Genomic DNA, 2,679 nt, shown 5'->3' with positions numbered 1-2,679 from the left:
GACGAGGCGATGGCGATCGCCGCCAACGAGGACGAGCACCAGGCCGCGCTGGTCTACCGCAACTACGTGGCGACGCTGCACGCGTACCAGGCGGTCGACTTCGACGACCTGATCCGCCTGCCGGCCGAGCTGTTCGCGAAGAACGAGCAGGTGCGCGACCGCTGGCAGAACAAGTTGCGCTACCTGCTGATCGACGAGTACCAGGACACCAATGCGTGCCAGTACGAGCTGCTGAAGCAGCTCGCGGGCCCGCGCGCCGCGTTTACGGCGGTCGGCGACGACGACCAGGCGATCTACGGCTGGCGCGGCGCGACGCTGGAGAACCTCGCGCAGCTCGGCAAGGATTTTCCGAAGCTGCACGTGATCAAGCTCGAGCAGAACTACCGGTCGACGGTACGAATCCTGACCGCCGCGAACAACGTGATCGCGAACAACCCGAAGCTGTTCGAGAAGAAGCTGTGGTCCGAGCACGGGATGGGCGATTCGATCACCGTCACGGCGTGCAACGACGAGGAACACGAGGCTGAATCGGTCGTGTTCCGGCTGTCCGCGCACAAGTTCGAGCGGCGCGCGCAGTTCCGCGACTACGCGATCCTGTATCGCGGCAACTTCCAGGCGCGCATCTTCGAGCAGGTGCTGCGGCGCGAGCGGATTCCGTACGTGCTGTCGGGCGGCCAGTCGTTCTTCGACAAGGCCGAGATCAAGGATCTGTGCGCGTACCTGCGGCTGATCGCGAACGCCGACGACGATCCCGCGTTCATCCGTGCGGTCACGACGCCGCGCCGCGGCATCGGCAACACGACGCTGGAAGCGCTCGGCTCGTTCGCGGGGCAGGCGAAGGTGTCGCTGTTCGAGGCCGTCTACATGGGCGGGATCGAGGCGCGGCTGTCGGCGCGCCAGGTCGAGCCGTTGCGGATGTTCTGCGACTTCATCCAGCGCCTGACCGAGCGCGCGGACAAGGAACCCGCGACCGTCGTGCTCGACGACATGATGGAGGCGATCCACTACGAGGCGTACCTGTACGACGCGTTCGACGAGCGGCAGGCGCAGTCGAAGTGGCAGAACGTGCTCGAATTCCTCGAATGGCTGAAGCGCAAGGGCACGAAGCCCGAGACGGACGCCGTCGACGGCGAGGCCGAAGGTTTCCACAACGCGGACGGCCTCGCCGATACGGGCAAGAACCTGCTCGGCCTGATCCAGACCGTCGCGCTGATGTCGATGCTCGAGGGCAAGGACGAGGACCCGGACGCCGTGCGGCTGTCGACCGTCCATGCGTCGAAGGGGCTCGAGTATCCGCACGTGTTCCTGGTCGGCGTCGAGGAAGGCATCATGCCGCACCGCGGCGGCAGCGAGGACGACGGCCCGATCGACAACGAGCGGATCGAGGAGGAGCGCCGGCTGATGTACGTCGCGATCACGCGCGCGCAGCGCAGCCTGCACCTGAACTGGTGCAAGAAGCGCAAGCGGGCGCGCGAGACGGTCGTGTGCGAACCGTCGCGCTTCATCCCGGAGATGGGGCTCGACGAAGCGCCGCCGCCGACGCCGGAAGAAGCGCCGATGTCGCCGAAGGACCGGCTCGCGAGCCTGAAGGCATTGCTGCAGAAGTGACGCGGCGCCGCCGCCGCGCGCACGCTGGCGCGGCCAACCGGCGACACAAAAACGAAACCCCCGCGATGCGTGTGCGTCGCGGGGGTTTTTTACGGATGGCAGGGTGAGTCGTTACTTCGCCGCGTTGACCATGTAGTCGACGGCCGCCTTCACGTCGGCATCGGACGCGTTCGACCCGCCCTTCGGCGGCATCGCGCCCTTGCCGTGCAGCGCGTAGTTGTAGACCGTATCCATCGAGTCCTTCAGGCGCGGCGCCCAGTCTTCCTTGCTGCCGAACTTCGGCGCGCCCAGCACGCCGGCCGCGTGGCAGGCCTGGCAGGTCGACGCGTACAGCGCCTTGCCGGCCGTTGCCGCGTCGGCGCCGGCCGGGGCGGCCGCGGGCTTTTCGCCGGCCTTCGGGATCGCGGCGATCGCGGCCATGGCCGCGGCGGCCTGCGCGTTCGACGCGTCGGCGCCCGACGCGGGCGCGCCGCTGGCGGGCTGCGCCGCATTGGCGGCCGGTGCGGCCGGCTCGGGGAAGTTCGCGCCGTCGTTGTTCGCCATGTAGACGATCGCGCGGGCGATTTCATAGTCGCTGACGTCGTCGGGGCTCGTGCCGCCGCGCGCCGGCATCGCGCCCTTGCCCGCGAGGGCCGTCTTCAGCAGCGTGTCGAAGCCTTGCGAGATGCGCGGCGCCCAGTCGTCCTTGTTGCCGAACTTCGGCGCGCCGGCGGCGCCGGTGCCGTGGCAGGTCACGCAGACGGCCTTGTAGACCTCCTCGCCGGTTTTGTACGTGCGGGGTGCGTTGGCGTCCTTCACCTCGACCTTCGCGATGGGGGCGATACGTGCGGCGACCTGCTCGTCGGATAGCGCGTCCGTGCCGGCGCCGGAACGGAACGCATGGTTCGCGTAATTGGCGAACAGGACGATCAGGATGATCGGGATCGCGAACGACGCGATGATGACGGCAATCAGCTGCCCGGGGGTTTTGACGGGAGATTCGTGGGGTGCTTCGCTCATGCTTGCCTCGTCTCCATGAATAGGAATTGTGAGCGCGGTGCAACGGCAAAATGGCAGTCCAATGAAGCACGG

General features: G+C 67.6%; 2 protein-coding genes. One reads left to right on the top strand and one right to left on the bottom strand.

Features of this window, described 5'->3' with window-relative positions:
• Positions 1 to 1,608 (top strand): 3'-5' exonuclease (locus JMF90_RS32605; RefSeq protein ID WP_201325975.1); only part of this gene is annotated, 1,608 nt, incomplete at its 5' end.
• 111 nt (positions 1,609 to 1,719) lie between these two features.
• On the opposite strand, the gene JMF90_RS32600 is transcribed toward JMF90_RS32605, so the two are convergent.
• On the bottom strand, positions 1,720 to 2,607 hold the full coding sequence (locus JMF90_RS32600) for a cytochrome c5 family protein (protein WP_201325974.1): 888 nt from the start codon (positions 2,605 to 2,607) through the stop codon (positions 1,720 to 1,722).
• Positions 2,608 to 2,679 lie beyond the last annotated feature (72 nt).

The sequence above is a fragment of the Burkholderia sp. E168m23 genome, from assembly GCF_016586125.1.
In the GTDB taxonomy this organism is placed as follows: Bacteria; Pseudomonadota; Gammaproteobacteria; order Burkholderiales; family Burkholderiaceae; genus Burkholderia; species Burkholderia orbicola.
This window is presented reverse-complemented; position numbering and strand designations above follow the sequence as displayed.